Source organism: Streptomyces umbrinus (assembly GCF_030817415.1).
Classification (GTDB): Bacteria; Actinomycetota; Actinomycetes; order Streptomycetales; family Streptomycetaceae; genus Streptomyces; species Streptomyces umbrinus_A.
On the sequence record NZ_JAUSZI010000002.1, the window covers coordinates 9,428,967 to 9,443,706 of the forward strand.

Below are 14,740 nucleotides of genomic sequence, written 5' to 3' on the forward strand. Positions count from 1 at the left end.
ACTCTAGCGGATTCCGGGGCCAGCACAAAAACGCGTTTGTGCAGCGTGCTGCGCTACGCCCGCTCCAGGACACGGCCGGGGCACCCGCGGGTCACCCGCCATAGACTCACAGCCGTGCACGACCTCCCAGCTCTCGCCCGTTTCGGCAACATCGTCGCGACCGGTCTCCTCGATGTCACCAGCGACCCGGCGGCCCTGGACTCCAGTGGCTTCTGGGCCGTCAGCGCCGACTTCGAGGGGCGGCTGGTCTGTGCCCGTTTCGCGGACGTACGACGGGAGCCCGTCCCCTCGCCGGTGCCGGGGGAGTGGCACGGTCCGGCGGTCGGTGACTGGACGTCGTCGCTCGACCGCGCCGCGTACACGGCCGGTGTCCGGCGCATCCGGGAGCACATCGCGGCAGGTGACCTGTACCAGGCGAACCTCTGCCGGGTCCTGTCCGCGCCCGTCGAGCCCGGCGCCGACGTGGACGCGCTGACCGCCCTGCTGGCGCGCGGCAACCCGGCACCGTATGCCGGAACGATTCGCCTGCCCAGCCACGACGTGGAGACAGCGACCGCGTCACCCGAGCTCTTCCTCCGGGTCAGCGGGGCGGTGGTCGAGTCGGGCCCGATCAAGGGCACCGGGCGGACCGAGGCGGACCTGTTGGAGAAGGACCGCGCCGAGAACGTGATGATCGTGGACCTGGTGCGCAACGACCTGGGCAGGGTGTGCGCCACGGGCAGCGTGACCGTGCCCGACCTGTGCGTGGTCGAGAAGCACCCCGGGCTGGTCCACCTCGTCTCCACCGTCCGGGGCGAACTGCGCGAGGGCGCGGGCTGGCCCGAACTGCTGGCCGCGGCCTTCCCGCCCGGCTCGGTGACCGGTGCGCCGAAGTCCAGCGCCCTGCGGATCATCGAGGCCCTGGAGACCGCGCCACGGGGCCCGTACTGCGGCGGCATCGGCTGGGTCGACGCGGACCGCGGCACCGGAGAGCTGGCCGTCGGCATCCGCACCTTCTGGATCGACCGGGCGGAGGGCGTGCTGCGCTTCGGTTCCGGCGCGGGCATCACCTGGGGTTCGGACCCTGACCGGGAGTGGGAGGAGACCGAACTGAAAGCCGCGCGACTGCTCGCTGTAGCGTCGGGGGTGTACCCAGGGGCGTACGACGCAAGTGAAGGGACCCACAGGTGAAGCTCTGGCTCGACGGCGGGCTGCAGGACAGCGAATCGGCCCGTGTCTCCGTCTTCGACCACGGGCTGACCGTGGGCGACGGCGTCTTCGAGACCGTGAAGGCGGTCGACGGACGCCCGTTCGCGCTCACCCGCCACCTCGACCGGCTGGCGCGCTCGGCGAGCGGCCTCGGGCTGCCCGAGCCCGACCACGACGAGGTGCGCCGGGCCTGCGCGGCCGTCCTGGAGGCCAACCCGGTGCCGCTCGGCCGGCTGCGGATCACGTACACCGGGGGCCACGGGCCGCTCGGCTCCGACCGCGGGGAGCACGGACCGACCCTGGTCGTCGCCCTCGGCGAGTCCACCCGGCGTCCCGACTCCACCGCCGTGATCACCGTGCCGTGGACCCGCAACGAGCGCGGCACGCTGACGGGCCTCAAGACGACCTCGTACGCCGAGAACGTCGTCGCCCTCGCCCGCGCGCGCGAACAGGGCGCGTCCGAGGCGCTGTTCGCGAACACGGTCGGACAGCTCTGCGAGGGCACGGGCTCGAACGTCTTCGTCGTCCTCGACGGCGAGATCCACACCCCGCCGGTGGCCTCCGGCTGCCTGGCCGGCATCACCCGGGCCCTCACCGTCGAGTGGACGGGCGCCAGGGAGACCGACCTGCCGCTGGACGTCCTGGAGCGGGCCGACGAGATCTTCCTGACCTCGTCGCTGCGCGATGTGCAGGCCGTGCACCGGGCCGACGGCCGCGAACTGCCGGGCGTACCGGGCCCGGTGACCGCCAAGGCGATGCGGATCTTCTACGAGCGGGCGGGCGACGACCTCGATCCCTGACAGGACCCGCGCACTTAACCGGATGACGTAGGCCTCGCGGACGGGTACAACACCCCTGATGACCACGACCCTGCGGCCGACCGAGCCGCTTCAGCGCGACGCCGACGGGGCGTTGTCACGGCACTACACGGTGTGCGTGAACAGCCGCCCCGTCGGCGGGATACACCTCGCCGCGAACTCCCTCTCCGGGCCGTCCGTCGCCCGGATCCAAGACCTCGGCATCGACGAACCGGACCGCGGACGTGGCCGCGGCACCGTGGCCGCGCTCGCCGCGGAGGAGGTGGCGCGCGGCTGGGGCTGTACGCGGATCGAGGCGTCGGTGCCCGCCACGGCCACGGCCGCACTGCGGCTGACCACGGCCCTCGGTTACGTGCTGCGCAACCGCCACATGGAGAAGCGGCTCGGCGACACGCCGCCCGAACTGCCCGTCGGCAGCCTGGGACGCCCCATGACGGAGGCCGAGTTCGGGCCCTGGGAGGAGCGGGCGAAGGAGGAGTACGTCAAGGACTGGATCACCCGCGGAGTGCCCGAGGCCGAGGCCCGCGCCAAGTCCGAGCGGGACCACGCCACTTCGCTGCCGGACGGGATCGGCAGCGCGGGCATGGACTTCAGCATCCTGGAACACGAGGGAACGCCGGTCGGCGTGCTGTGGCTGGGCGCGCGCGACGGCTGGTCGTTCGTCTACGAGGTCGAGTCCGACGAGCGCCATCGCGGCCGGGGCCACGGCCGTTCGCTGATGCTCCTGGCGGAGGTGCAGGCGATCGCCGCCGGACACCCCGGCATCCGCCTGAACGTCTTCGACGGGAACGCCCCGGCCGAGCGGCTCTACGAGTCACTCGGCTACGAGACGACCACCTACCACTTCTACAAGAACCTGCTGTAGCCGTACGTCTGCCTCCAGCGGGCGCGGGTTCGGGGGTCAGGCCTTCTGCTCGGCCAGCAGCCGGTCCACGATCTCCTCGACGCGCTCGCGCAGCCCCTCCTGGCTCTGGCCGCCGTCGAGCCGCTCGCCGTCGATGACGTACGTCGGGGTGCCGGTCACGCCGATGGCCTTGCCCTCGGCCTGGTCGGCGTCGACGATCAGGATGTGCCGGCCGTCGATGAGGGCGGTGTCGAACTCCTCGGCGTCCAGGCCGAGTTCCCCGGCCACCTCGACCAGGAAGGGTTCTCCCTTACGGTCCAGCTCCTGTACGCGCCCGAGCACCGCCTCGACGTACGGCCAGGCCTGCCCCTGTTCCGCGGCCTCCTCGGCGGCCTGGGCGGCGGCGAAGGCGTGCTTGTGCTTCTCCAGCGGGAAGTGCCGCAGCCGCAGCTCCAGCCGGTCGCCGTAGCGGGCGCGCAGCGCGCGCAGGTCGTCGAGGGCGCCACGGCAGTCCGGGCACTGCAGTTCGCACCAGACGTCCAGGACGGGGGCGGCGGGGCGTGCGGGGGAGGAGTCGCTCATGAGTCTCAGTCTTCCAGCCGAGGCTCCAGCGGCCCAACCGGGACCTTCCGCCACGGGGATTTACCGCCACCGGGACCTTCCGCCCCTGAGCGAACCCCGGACCACTCCTGATCGCGTACGGGGGCCGGGCCCTGAGGAGGAGCCGACCCGGAGATGTCCCTGAGGTCTGCCCGGACCATGGCATACCGGGCAGCGGGCGGTGCAGGATGGAAGGGACGAATCTGACCCTGCTCGCCCCAGCCATGTCTGGAGGACCGGATGATTGCCGAGACCGTCTGTTCCGCTGTCGCCGCGGCCGGCCTGGGCATCGCCGCGGTCACCGCGTACCGCAAGCGTTTCCTCATGGCGGTCCGCCTCACCGCGTACTCGCTGGTCCCCCTCGGTCTGGTGATGACCGGGGCCGTCGAATGGGCGGCGGAGACCGCCTTCAGCCCGATGGCCTGGGCGGGCTTCGGAGTGCTCGGCGGGGCCTGGCTGCTCTTCATGACCTCGCGCGCGGTGGAGCGGCGCACCGGCGGGACCCGCAAGGAGCGCAAGGCCGCCCGGGCCGCACAGCGCGAGGCGGTGGCCCCCGCGGCCTCGGCACCCTCGCTCGGCGCGGCACCGGCCACCCGCCAGGCGGCCCGACCCGCCGCCAAGCCCCGCAAGGCCGAGCAGGGGGAGGACTTCAGCGACATCGAGGCCATCCTCAAGAAGCACGGCATATGAAACGGCACGGCATATGACGCTCTGAAACGACACAGTTGCTCGGGTGCTGCAGGCACCTATCCCAGATCGTGGACCGCTGTGTCACGGATTTCGGCTAACTCCCCCATAATCCGGGCGTGTTGATCGCGTAGGGCCAGTCCGCTGCGCCATCATCGCCGCGAGATGCTGGACACAACACAGAGCGACACCGCTGCCCCTTCCGAGGAGCCGCGGGGTTGTCTCTTCGCGCTTTCCCAGCCACCGCTGATGATCTTCCTTGCGGTGATCGGCTGTCTGCTGCTCATGGCTTCGCTGCACGATCTGCTGCTGCTCTGAGCCGTACGCGGAGTCCCTGGCGCCACCCGCCGAGGACTCCGTCAGCCCGCCGCCTCCTTGCGACGCGCCCGGTAGGCGGCCACATGCAGACGGTTTCCGCAGGTGCGGCTGTCGCAGTAGCGGCGGGAGCGGTTGCGGGAGAGATCGACGAAGGCGCGCCTGCAGTCCGGTGCCTCACAGCGGCGCAGCCGCTCCTGTTCGCCCGCCACCACGAAGAACGCCAGGGCCATGCCGCAGTCGGCGGCGAGATGGTCTGCGACGGACGCGCCCGGCGCGAAGTAGTGCACGTGCCAGTCGTAGCCGTCGTGATCCGTGAGACGCGGAGTGGTGCCCGCGGCGGCGACCAGCTCGTTGATGAGCGCGGCGGCGGCCCGGGGATCCGTGCCCGCGAAGACTCCGGCGAAACGCGTGCGGATCTTGCGCACCGCCGAGAGATCGAGCTCGGACAGGGTGCCGACATCGCTGATGTCGTGGTTCCGTACGAAATCGTGCAGGGCTGGGAGGTTTGCGAGCCCGTCCGCCGTGTCGTCCTCCGGTGCGGTGTTCACCAGATCTACCACGGCGTCGAGGGCGCACCGGGTGTCGTGGGTGATCAGCACATTTCGCTCCCTGGCCTGGGGGTCGGGCGGCTGCCCGCCGATGCTGGCCGATGCTAGCCGCTTACCGACCCGGGGGACGGGCTCAGTCCCGGCGGACGGCCTCCGGGCACGGGCCGACAGCATCCGCGCGGGACCGCCACGGACGTCTGCGCAGGCGCATGCACAGGCGCCGCCACCATGAACATCCATGGTGGCGGCGCCTGTGCATGCGCCATATGCGGTTGTCTGAGCCCGAGCCGTCTCCCCGAGTGGACGGCGCCGGGCGGCTTGGTGCGGAGTCTCGTCCTAGCTTTCGGCCAGGATGTGCGAGAGCTCCGTGTCGAGATCGAAGTGCCGGTGTTCCGTGCCAGGGGGCACGGCGGCGTCTGTTCGCTTCAGGAACGACTCCAGGGCCCTCGCCGGGGCCTCGAGCAGGGCCTCTCCCTCCGGAGAGCTCAGGGCGATGCACACGACGCCCTGACCGTGGCTGCGCGACGGCCAGACGCGGACGTCGCCGGTGCCGGTGGGCCGGTGCAGGCCCTCGGCCAGAAGGTCGCGGGCGAACACCCACTCGACGGTCTCTTCGGCTCCGGTGTGGAAGGTGGCGTGCACGGCGTAGGGATCGGCCGTGTCATACCGCAGTCCTGCGGGAACAGGCAGTGAGGACTCGCTCGACACAACGAGGCGCAGGTGCAGCTCGCAGCTGACCGTGGTGTTCATAAGCGCCAGGGCCTTTCGCTCAGTGTGCGCTCGGGGATTCGCACGTCGGCGAAATCGACATGCCACCTACGGTGCCGTTGTAAACCCCTCTGAGTGTTTTGCGTGTCTTTAGGTACCTCTTCCGGCCGAGTGCTCGTTCGCGGAGTACCACCATTCCGGTGACCGGTTTCCGTCGGGTAGGGTTTGGCCGTATGAATACGGGGAGTGACGAAACGGGGGAGGCCGTCGCGGCGGCCGACGGAGCGAAGAGCGAGCCGGCGCTCGGATCCCGTGCGCCGGAATTCATCAAGGCGCGACGGGCGCTGCACCTGAGCTGGCAGGTGGGCGTGTTCATCGTGGGCCTCGCGGTCGTCGTGGCCGGCGTGATCATGCTGCCGCTGCCCGGACCGGGGTGGCTGGTGATCTTCGGCGGCATGGCGATCTGGGCGACCGAGTTCGTCTGGGCCCAGCTGGTGCTCCGCTGGACGAAGCGCAAGGTGACCGAGGCGACACAGAAGGCGCTCGATCCCAAGGTGCGGCGCCGCAACATCATCCTGACGTCCGTCGGGCTGGTGATCATCGCGGTGCTGGTCGGGATCTACGTCTGGAAGTTCGGCTTCGAGATGCCGTGGAAGATCAAGGAGTAGCAGCCCTCCGCATCCTTCGAAGGCGGTCGGAGGCACCCCCTGACATGGGGTAATCTTCTCCGTGCGCCCGGGCGATTAGCTCAGCGGGAGAGCGCTTCGTTCACACCGAAGAGGTCACTGGTTCGATCCCAGTATCGCCCACCGTGCCGGTTGGCGGCCGGATCCACAGAGCACGTGGATCCGGCCGCCAATCGCCGTTTCGGCCCGGGTCCGCGGCATGCCGAGGGCCCACCACCTGCACCCCGGGTACGTGGCCGGCTGGAGCGGGCGTTCCGGTACGTGGCCGACCGGAGGGTTCGGAGCGGACGCCTACGTGGATTCCCTGTGACGGATGTGTGTCCGGGTTCCCCGTGCAGGGCACTGGTTGGGACCTCTCGGCGAGCGCGCCCGACAGCGACCCCGTTGAGTGGCGCTGAACCCAGACGTCTCGGTGGCGGCGCCCGGCTGCGATTCCGCGAAATGGCGCTGGTCTGGGCCTCTCCGATGACGGCGCCCGCCTGAGATGCCGCGGACTGGACGCTGACCTTTGGCTTCGTGGTGGGAGTGCCCGGCCATGGTTTCGCGAGCGGCGTTGAACTCGGGCTTCACGGAGGTGCCCGGTTGTGGCCTCGCGGAGTGGCGCTGGGTCGGCGCCTGCGGAGAGGGCGCTGAACTGCGGTTTCGTGGAGTGGGCGTTGGGGCCTGGACCTCTCGGAGTGGGCGCTGAGTCCGGGCGTCGCCGAGAGGGTACGCGGACGAGATTTCCCGGAGTGGACGCTGGTCCGGGCTTCTCGGAGCGGACGCCCGGACGCGATCCTGAGGAGCGGAAGCCGGCTCGGGCCTCCAGGGGCGGACGCTGAGCCCGGGCCTCCGAAAAGGACGCTTGGCTGTGATTCTGGCGAGCAGACCTTGGGCTCGGGTCTCCCGGAGCGGACGTCGGCCTCGGCTCCCCGGTGAGGGCGTCAGCCTGCGGTCATGCGATGGGCGCCGAGTCTGGGCCCCGCTGAGGAGCCGCCCGGCCATGTTTCCGAGGGCCGGGCGCCCGACCGCGGTCATCCTGAAGTGGATGCCTGCCGGGTACTCCCGGGCGCAATGGACGCCCGACCGGAGTCCCCCACGGCCCAGCCACCGTGAACTCCCCACCCCCGGCGCACCAACCCAAGCCACCCCACCACCCCACGCACGACCGCCCCTCCTGACATCCCGCCCCACACCAAGCCCCATCAGGGGCGCGGGGAACTGCGCGACCGGCCACAACGAACCCGCACCCGAAAGCCCACACAAGCCGCCCTCACCTGAGCAACATGCCTGCTCAAGCCCCCCGGCACACGCAAACACCAGCCACCCCCACCAACCAGCCTCCCGAACGCCCCGCCACCAGCCAGCCTCCCGAACGCCCCGCCATCAGCACCCACGCAGGTCCCCGCCCCCGACACCCACCCCCGACTCCCACCACCCCACCAACTCCCCACCCCCAACCTTCACTCCACCCCCTCCCGAATCCAGCCCACCAAACCCCGTTCGACCACCCGACCAACCCCGCCCCACCTGCACACTCGCCCAGCACTCCCGCCCAACACCCCGCCACATCACCCCAGTTCAGGCCGTCGCGCCGGCGACCCCGTTCACACCGATTCCTGTCCGAATCATTGACGCCCGCTAAGACCCTCCGTACCTTGTGCCAGCAAGCGCTTACTTGAAACGATTCATGGAGCGGACGGCTACGTCGCGGGGAGGCCCGACTGTGGGAGAAAACGGGAGTGTTGAGAGGCGGACGGTCCTCAAGGCGGCCGGAGCGTCGCTGGCCACGCTGGGGCTGGCCACGACGACGGCCTGCGGGGGAGACAGTGGTGGATCGGGAGACGGAACCGTCGAGATCCGCTTCGCCTGGTGGGGCGCGGAGGAGCGGGCCAAGCGCATCAACCAGACCATCGCGCTCTTCGAGAAGAAGTACCCGAAGATCAAGGTGAAGACGGACTTCCAGGATTACGTGGCCTTTTGGGAGAAGTTCCAGACGCAGGCCGCGGGCGGAAATCCCCCGGACGTATTCCAGAACGCGGTGGCATATCTGCGGAAGTACGACAAGAGAAGTGTTCTCCTCGATCTCAAGTCCCAAGTGGACGCGGGAAATCTGAGCCTCAAGAACTTCCGCGCCGGAGTCGAGAAGGTCGGCGAGGTCGACGGAAAGCTGCTCGGTATACCCGTCGGTTCCAACACGATGTCACTCGTCCTTGACGAGAAGGTCTTCGAGAAGGCCGGGATCAAGCCCGAGGAAGGGTGGACCTGGGACGAGTACTTCGCCGCCCTCAAGAAGATCCACGACAGCCAGAAGGTGGCGGGGGACACCGGCTACTTCGGGATCATGTACCTCTACGACCTCTATCTGCGCCAGAACGGCAAGGCGTTCTTCACGGAGGACGGTCTCGGATTCGACGAGGCCGACCTGACGGAGTGGTGGCAGGACGGCTACAACCGCGTCAAGGCGGGGATCATCACCGACCCGAAGAAGGTCGAGCAGAACAAGCCCAAGTCCTCCCTGGCCTCCGGCGACGCGGCGTCCGAGTTCACCTGGGACAACTTCACCGTGCGCTACGCCACCGAGGGCGACAGCACGTACGGGCTCGCGCCGATCCCGACGACCGACGGCAAGCAGACCGGCCAGTACCTCTCCTCGCTCATGCTGAGCGGCTCCGCCCGGACCAAGCACCCCAAGGAGGTCGCGCAGTTCATCGACTTCATGGTGCACGACCCCGAGGTCGGCAAGATCATGGGCTACGACCGCGGCATCCTCGCCACCACCGAGCAGTTCGACGCGTACAAGCCGACCGACGCCCCGAACCAGGCGATCGCCAAGTACGAGGAGGACGTCGCGGCGGCCGGGGTCCTCGGGACGATCACTCCGCACCCGGCGGGCGCCGACACCGTCGAAGCCGCGTTCCTGCGCATCGCCGGTGACCTGTCCCAGGGCAAGACCAAGGTCTCCGACGCGGTGAAGCAGTTCTTCTCCGAGGCCGAGACCGCGCTTGCCGCCTGATGGGAACAGCAGTGACGACGCTCATCAAGGACTCTCCGCCGGATACCCCTCAGGCGCGTCCCGGTCCCCCCGCCGCCGTCAAGCGGCGGGGCCGCCGGGAGAATCTGGCCGGCTACCTCTTCATGTCCCCGTGGATCGCGGGCTTTCTGCTGCTGACCGCGGGGCCGATGGCCGCCTCGCTCTATTTCGCGTTCACCGACTACAACCTCTTCGACTCCCCGAAGTGGATCGGCCTCGACAACTTCACCAAGATGCTCGACGATCCGCGCTGGCAGAAGTCGGTGGAGGTGACGGCGAAGTACGTCGTCATCGGCACCCCGCTGAAGCTGCTGCTCGCGCTGGGCGTCGCCCTGCTGCTCGCGCAGAGCCGCCGCGGGCAGGCCTTCTACCGCGCCGCGTTCTACGCCCCGTCGCTGATCGGCGCGAGCGTCTCCGTCGGCTTCGTGTGGCGCGCGCTGTTCTCCGACGACGCCGTCGTGGACCGTACGCAGTCGTTCTTCGGCTGGGACGTGGGCGGCTGGGTCGGCAACCCGGACTGGGTGCTCTACAGCCTGGTGGCGCTCACCGTCTGGCAGTTCGGGGCGCCCATGGTGATCTTCCTCGCCGGGCTCAAGCAGGTGCCCAAGGAGCTGTACGAGGCGGCCGAGGTGGACGGCGCCGGGCCGTTCAAGCGGTTCTGGAGCATCACCCTGCCGATGATCTCGCCGGTGCTGTTCTTCAACGTCCTGCTGGAGACCATCCACTCCTTCCAGATCTTCGGCTCGGCGTACGTCGTCTCCAACGCCACCTGCGGACCGGCCGACTCCACGCTCGTCTACACCTGTTACCTGTACCAGAAGGGCTTCAAGGAGGCCCAGATGGGCTTCGCCTCCGCGATGGCCTGGATGCTGCTGCTTGCCGTGGCGCTGGTGACGGCGGTCCTCTTCTGGTCCCAGAAGCGGTGGGTGCACTACGAGGAGGCCTCCCGATGAGCACCACCACGACTCCGACCACGACCCCGACCGCCCCGCGCAGGTCGCTGGACCTCGGGCGCAGGCGGACCGGGTCGCTCGCCTGGCACCTCGGCGCCCTGCTGGTCCTCGCGGTCGTCCTCTATCCCGTCATCTGGGTCCTCGGCGCCTCGTTCAAGCCCAGCCGGGAGATCATCGGCAGTCTGCAGCTCTTCCCGACCAGCCCGATCCTCCAGAACTTCAAGGGGCTCGCCGACGGCATCGCGGACATCTCGATCGCCACGTTCTTCGAGAACTCCCTCTTCTACGCGCTCGGCTCCGTCGTCGGCATCCTGATCTCCTGCTCGCTGACGGCGTACGCCTTCGCCCGCATCCGGTTCGCCGGGCGCAACGTGATGTTCTCGCTGATGATCGGCACGCTGCTGCTGCCGTACCACGTGCTGCTCATCCCGCAGTACGTGATGTTCCAGAAGATGGAGCTCATCAACACCTATGTACCGCTGCTGATCGGCAAGTACCTGGCCACCGAGGCGTTCTTCGTCTTCCTCATGGTGCAGTTCATGCGGAACCTGCCGAAGGAGCTGGACGAGGCGGCGCGGCTCGACGGCTGCGGGCATCTGCGGATCTACTGGTCGATCGTGCTGCCGCTCTGCCGTCCGGCGCTCATCACCAGCGCGATCTTCACCTTCATCAACGCCTGGAACGACTTCATGGGCCCGCTGATCTACCTCAACGAGCCCGGCAAGTACACCGTCTCGCTGGGCATGATGATGTTCCGCGACCAGGAGGGCGTCGCCAACTACGGCGGCATGATCGCCATGTCGCTGGTGGCGCTGCTGCCCGTGCTGGCCTTCTTCCTCGCCTTCCAGCGGTACCTGATCGACGGCATGGCGACCTCCGGGCTGAAGGGCTGAGCCGGTCATGACCCAGACGCGCACCAAGGCACGTACGGCCGCCGCTCCCAGGCGTGAATCGGCCTTCGCCGAGCGGTTCGCACTGTTCGCCGAATGTCTGCTCACCGGGGTGTGGATCGCGGTGGCCTCGCTGCCGGTGGTCACCTATCCCGCCGCGTTCGCCGCCGGATCCCGGCATCTTCGACGGCGCACGGCCCATCTGGGCGGCGGCTGGCGGGAGTTCGTCGCGGACTACCGGTCGGCCCTGCGCGGCGGGTGGATCGCGGGACTCACCGGGTGGGCCGCGGCCCTCGCGGTGTGGGTCGACGTCCAGGCCGTGCGTGCCGGGATTCCGGGCGGCCCGGTCGTCGGGGCCGTCGGTCTGTTCGCCCTGATCGGGCTGGTCGTCGCGGGGCTGCGCGCGGCGGCGGTCTGGGAGCCCGGCGCGTCCTGGCGGGAACTGCTCGGGGCCGCAGGGCGCCGTACCGTCCTCGACCCCGCCGGGTCGTTCCTGCTGGTCGGCGGAGTGGCCGTGGTGGCCTGCTCCGCCTGGGTCGTCCTGCCGCTGGCGGTCCCCGTGCTGGGGGCCGTCGCGGCGGCGGCGCTCGCCGTGGAGGAGCGCGGCCGGCACCGCTGAGCGATCGTCCAACAACACCCATCACGCGTACACAAGGTCGGCGCCCGTCGCCGCGCCTCTCTCTGTCATGCCCCTGACTTCCCCGCACGGAAAGGAATGGCTGCATCTCATGTCTCCCATCCCCCGTAGGTCCCTCCTCAAGGCGGCCGCCGTCGCCGGAGCCGCCGCCCAGTTCAGCTGGGCCCTGGGCGCGCAGGAGGCGCAGGCCGCGCCGAGAGCCGAGGCCGCCGACGCGGACCCGGTGACCCTGGACTGGCTGGAGGACGGCGGCCTCGGCGCCGCCCCCGGCTCGACCGTGGGCGTGCCCTGGCCGAAGGGCGCGTACGAGAAGGAGCAGACGTTCGCGCTGACCGACGGCGACGGCAAGGAGGTGCCCGTCCAGTCCTGGCCGATCGGCTACTGGCCGGACGGCTCCCTGAAGTGGACGGCGCACGCGGTCGGGCCGGGGGCGGGGAGCGGCAGGCTCACGCTCGCCGCGGGGTCGCCCGCCGCGCCCGCGAAGAAGGTGACCGTCGACAAGCGCGGCGGCTCCATCGACGTGTCCACCGGTGTCATCACCGCGAGGATCGGCAAGAGCGGCTCCACGCTGGTGAAGTCCGTACTGCGCGGCTCGACGGAGATCGCCAAGGACGGCCGTCTCGTGCTGCTGCGGCAGCCCGAGATCGAGGACGGCGACCAGGGCGCGGAGAAGTACGAGCGGTTCGAGAGCGTCATCGCGGAGGTGGAGGTCGAGCAGGACGGGCCCGTCCGTGCCGTCGTCCGTATCGACGGCAAGCACCGCAAGGGCAGCCGGAGTTGGCTGCCCTTCTCGGTCCGGCTCTACTTCTACGCGGGCGCCGAGTCGTTCCGCATGGTGCACACGATCACCTTCGACGGCACCCAGGAGCCGGGGAAGGCCAGCGGTGACTTCATCCGCGGTATCGGCGTCCGGTTCAAGGTGCCGATGCGCGACGCCGCGTACGACCGGCACATCCGTATCGGCGGAGAGGGCACCGGTCTGCTGCGCGAGGCGGTCAAGGGCATCACCGGTCTGCGCCGGGACCCGGGCACGGCCGTGCGGACGGCCCAGTTCGAGGGCAAGAAGCTGCCCGACCCGTCGACCTGGGACCAGCGGGTGACCACCCGCCTCCAGTACATCCCCGAGTGGGGCGACTACACCCTCTCCCAGCTGTCCGCGGACGGCTTCTCGGTCCGCAAGCGCACCAAGAAGGGCCACGGCTGGATCGGCGCGGGCGGCGGCCGGCGGGCGAGCGGCTTCGGGTACGTCGGCGGCGCGAGCGGCGGACTCGCCTTCGGGCTGCGGGACTTCTGGGAGAAGTTCCCGGCCCAGCTCGACATCCGCGACGCCCAGACCGACGAGGCCGAGGTCACCATGTGGCTCTGGTCGCCCGAGGCGCAGCCCATGGACCTGCGCTTCTATCACGACGGCATGGGCCAGGACACGTACCCCGAACAGCTCGAAGGCCTCAACATCACCTACGAGGACTACGAGCCGGAGTTCGGCACGCCCTACGGCATCGCCCGCACCAGCGAACTCCTCTTCTGGGCCCACGAGTCGACGCCGAGCGCCGAGGCGATGGCCGAACAGGTGGAGGCCGTCCGCACCCCGGCGCAGCTCGCCGCCCCGCCCCAGCACCTCATCAAGGCGGGCGTGTTCGGGAAGCTGTTCTCCGAGCCGGACCGCTCCACCGCCGCCAAGGCGAAGATCGAGGACCACCTCGACTTCCTCTTCACCTATTACAAGGACCAGGTGGAGATGCGCCGTTGGTACGGCTTCTGGGACTACGGCGACATCATGCACAGCTACGACCCCAGCCGCCACCAGTGGTGCTACGACGTCGGCGGCTACGCCTGGGACAACTCCGAACTCTCGCCCGACCTGTGGCTGTGGTTCGCGTACATGCGCTCCGGGCGCGCGGACATCTTCCGCTTCGCGGAGGCCATGACCCGCCACACCGGCGAGGTCGATGTCTACCACCTCGGCAAGTGGGCGGGCCTCGGCACCCGCCACGGCGTCCAGCACTACGCGGACAGCGCCAAGCAGCAGCGCATCGCCAACACCACCTACCGGCGCTACTACTACTTCCTCACGGCGGACGAGCGCGTCGGCGACCTGATGCACGCCAACGTCGACTCCGACGAGACGTTCCTCGTCCTCGACCCCATCCGCAAGATCCGCACCGAGCCGTACGAGCCGGACCGCAACGCGCTCTCGATCGGCTTCGGCACCGACTGGAGCGGTCTGGTCTCCGCCTGGCTCACCGAGTGGGAGCGGCGCGGGCCCAAGTGGGAGAAGGCGAAGGCGCGGGTCCTGTCGACGATGGAGACCATCGCCGCCCAGCCCAACGGGTTCGTCCAGGGCAGCGCCCTGTACGACCTGGACACCGGGAAGTTCGCCGTCGCCGACAAGGCCGTGGTCGGGGTCTCGCATCTCTCGGCGATGTTCGGTCTGGTCGAGCTGAACGCCGAACTCCTCGACCAGATCGACATGCCGAAGTTCAAGGAGGCGTGGCTCGACTACTGCCGCTACTTCAACGCCACCAAGGCCGAGCAGAAGGCCCGCTACGGCTCCGACTTCGGCTCCCTGCTGCTCTTCCAGGGGCACGCGCGGCAGGACGCGTACGCCGCCGTCCAGTTGGGCGACGACGCGCTCGCCGCGCGGGCGTGGCGGCAGTTCTACAACAGTGCCGACACGTGGGACTACAAGGAGTCGACGGACTGGTCCACGAAGGAGGTCGACGGGCCGACCGGCTTGGTTTCGGGACGTGAGGCGTCGTGGGTCTCGACCAACACGACGGCGTTGTACGGGTTGGCGGCTATTCAGAATCTGGCGTTGGTGGGCGACAAGATGCCGTGACGTTCCACTGG

Annotated in this window: 14 protein-coding genes and 1 tRNA gene; 12 read left to right on the forward strand and 3 right to left on the reverse strand. The window is 69.5% G+C overall.

Annotated features, from left to right (window positions below):
* Positions 1 to 114: 114 nt before the first annotated feature.
* From QF035_RS41660 to QF035_RS41670, 3 genes are read left to right on the forward strand one after another with little or no spacing between them, the layout of a single operon-like run.
* Positions 115 to 1,170 (forward strand): chorismate-binding protein, encoded by a 1,056-nt coding sequence (locus QF035_RS41660; protein WP_307526553.1) that lies wholly within the window; start codon positions 115 to 117, stop codon positions 1,168 to 1,170.
* A complete protein-coding gene (locus QF035_RS41665) occupies positions 1,167 to 1,988 on the forward strand; it encodes an aminotransferase class IV (RefSeq protein WP_307526555.1) in 822 nt (273 codons plus the stop codon). Before QF035_RS41660 ends, QF035_RS41665 begins: the two co-directional genes overlap by 4 nt.
* 58 nt (positions 1,989 to 2,046) lie before the next feature.
* Complete coding sequence (locus QF035_RS41670) at positions 2,047 to 2,871, forward strand: GNAT family N-acetyltransferase (RefSeq protein WP_307526557.1); 825 nt, start codon at positions 2,047 to 2,049, stop codon at positions 2,869 to 2,871.
* A gap of 36 nt (positions 2,872 to 2,907) precedes the next feature.
* Here the strand turns inward: QF035_RS41670 and QF035_RS41675 are convergent, their stop codons facing one another.
* Positions 2,908 to 3,432 (reverse strand): DsbA family protein, encoded by a 525-nt coding sequence (locus QF035_RS41675; protein ID WP_307526559.1) that lies wholly within the window; start codon positions 3,430 to 3,432, stop codon positions 2,908 to 2,910.
* Positions 3,433 to 3,690: 258 nt separating this feature from the next.
* On the opposite strand from QF035_RS41675, the gene QF035_RS41680 reads away from it, so the two are divergent.
* Both QF035_RS41680 and QF035_RS41685 read left to right on the forward strand, forming a co-directional pair.
* Complete coding sequence (locus QF035_RS41680; protein WP_189839916.1) at positions 3,691 to 4,140, forward strand: hypothetical protein; 450 nt, start codon at positions 3,691 to 3,693, stop codon at positions 4,138 to 4,140.
* A gap of 162 nt (positions 4,141 to 4,302) precedes the next feature.
* Positions 4,303 to 4,455 (forward strand): hypothetical protein, encoded by a 153-nt coding sequence (locus QF035_RS41685; protein ID WP_169802000.1) that lies wholly within the window; start codon positions 4,303 to 4,305, stop codon positions 4,453 to 4,455.
* Positions 4,456 to 4,496: 41 nt separating this feature from the next.
* Here the strand turns inward: QF035_RS41685 and QF035_RS41690 are convergent, their stop codons facing one another.
* Both QF035_RS41690 and QF035_RS41695 read right to left on the reverse strand, forming a co-directional pair.
* Positions 4,497 to 5,054 carry a CGNR zinc finger domain-containing protein gene (locus QF035_RS41690; RefSeq protein WP_307526562.1) on the reverse strand — a complete coding sequence of 186 codons (558 nt, stop codon included), beginning with the start codon at positions 5,052 to 5,054 and terminating at the stop codon, positions 4,497 to 4,499.
* Positions 5,055 to 5,339: 285 nt separating this feature from the next.
* Positions 5,340 to 5,753 carry an SsgA family sporulation/cell division regulator gene (locus QF035_RS41695; protein ID WP_003959770.1) on the reverse strand — a complete coding sequence of 138 codons (414 nt, stop codon included), beginning with the start codon at positions 5,751 to 5,753 and terminating at the stop codon, positions 5,340 to 5,342.
* Between the two features lie 191 nt (positions 5,754 to 5,944).
* Between QF035_RS41695 and QF035_RS41700 the strand changes: the two genes are divergently transcribed.
* The 7 genes from QF035_RS41700 (at position 5,945) to QF035_RS41730 (ending at position 14,729) form a co-directional block, all read left to right on the forward strand.
* Positions 5,945 to 6,379 (forward strand): TIGR02611 family protein, encoded by a 435-nt coding sequence (locus QF035_RS41700; protein WP_307531814.1) that lies wholly within the window; start codon positions 5,945 to 5,947, stop codon positions 6,377 to 6,379.
* A gap of 69 nt (positions 6,380 to 6,448) precedes the next feature.
* Positions 6,449 to 6,520 (forward strand) — tRNA-Val (locus tag QF035_RS41705).
* 1,546 nt (positions 6,521 to 8,066) lie between these two features.
* On the forward strand, positions 8,067 to 9,392 hold the full coding sequence (locus tag QF035_RS41710; RefSeq protein ID WP_373466812.1) for an ABC transporter substrate-binding protein: 1,326 nt from the start codon (positions 8,067 to 8,069) through the stop codon (positions 9,390 to 9,392).
* Entirely contained in the window at positions 9,392 to 10,363 is a 972-nt protein-coding gene (locus QF035_RS41715; RefSeq protein WP_307526566.1) for a carbohydrate ABC transporter permease, read from the forward strand. Before QF035_RS41710 ends, QF035_RS41715 begins: the two co-directional genes overlap by 1 nt.
* A complete protein-coding gene (locus QF035_RS41720; protein ID WP_307526568.1) occupies positions 10,360 to 11,256 on the forward strand; it encodes a carbohydrate ABC transporter permease in 897 nt (298 codons plus the stop codon). The genes QF035_RS41715 and QF035_RS41720 overlap by 4 nt, the downstream gene beginning before the upstream one ends.
* 7 nt (positions 11,257 to 11,263) lie before the next feature.
* Entirely contained in the window at positions 11,264 to 11,872 is a 609-nt protein-coding gene (locus QF035_RS41725) for a hypothetical protein (RefSeq protein WP_307526570.1), read from the forward strand.
* A 109-nt stretch (positions 11,873 to 11,981) separates the two neighbouring features.
* Complete coding sequence (locus QF035_RS41730) at positions 11,982 to 14,729, forward strand: exo-rhamnogalacturonan lyase family protein (protein ID WP_307526572.1); 2,748 nt, start codon at positions 11,982 to 11,984, stop codon at positions 14,727 to 14,729.
* Positions 14,730 to 14,740: the final 11 nt, after the last annotated feature.